The sequence below is a fragment of the Paenibacillus paridis genome, assembly GCF_006345825.1.
Lineage (GTDB): Bacteria > Bacillota > Bacilli > Paenibacillales > Paenibacillaceae > Pristimantibacillus > Pristimantibacillus paridis.
In genome coordinates, this window is sequence record NZ_VCIX01000001.1 from 1 (window position 1) to 544 (window position 544).

Sequence of the window (544 nt, forward strand, 5' to 3'; positions counted from 1 at the left end):
CCTGACACTGCCTGCAACGGGAGCAAACGGCACGACGATCACGTGGTCTTCGAATGATTCCACTGTTGTAGATGAGGACGGTAAGGTAACGCGCCCATCCTACACAGCAGGAGACAAAGAGGTAACGCTCATCGCAACGATTACAAAGGGTGGCGTCACCGAAACAAAAACGTTCACGGTACAGGTAAAAGCGAACCCGCAAACCAACGCGGAGGCTGTAGCCGAAGATAAGGCTGCTTTGGAAGTAACCTTCGAAAGTGGCGATAGTGCAACGAACGTGACGAAGGACCTGACNGACAAGGCTGCGTTGGAAGTAACCTTCGAAAGTGGCGACAGTGCAACGAACGTGACGAAGGACCTGACGCTGCCTGCAACGGGAGCAAGCGGCACGACGATCAGTTGGTCTTCTAGCGATACGACTGTTGTAGATGAAGACGGTAAAGTGACGCGTCCATCCTACACAGCGGGAGACAAAGAAGTAACGCTCACCGCAACGATTACAAAGGGTGGTGTCACCGAAACAAAAACGTTCACGGTACAGGTA

The 544-nt window shown here is 52.7% G+C and carries 1 protein-coding gene; it reads left to right on the top strand.

Annotated elements, in window-relative coordinates:
* Positions 1-37: 37 nt before the first annotated feature.
* Positions 38-544, top strand: a 507-nt coding sequence (locus FJQ58_RS33280) for an immunoglobulin-like domain-containing protein (protein ID WP_476641256.1), incomplete at its 3' end; no start/stop codon positions are given.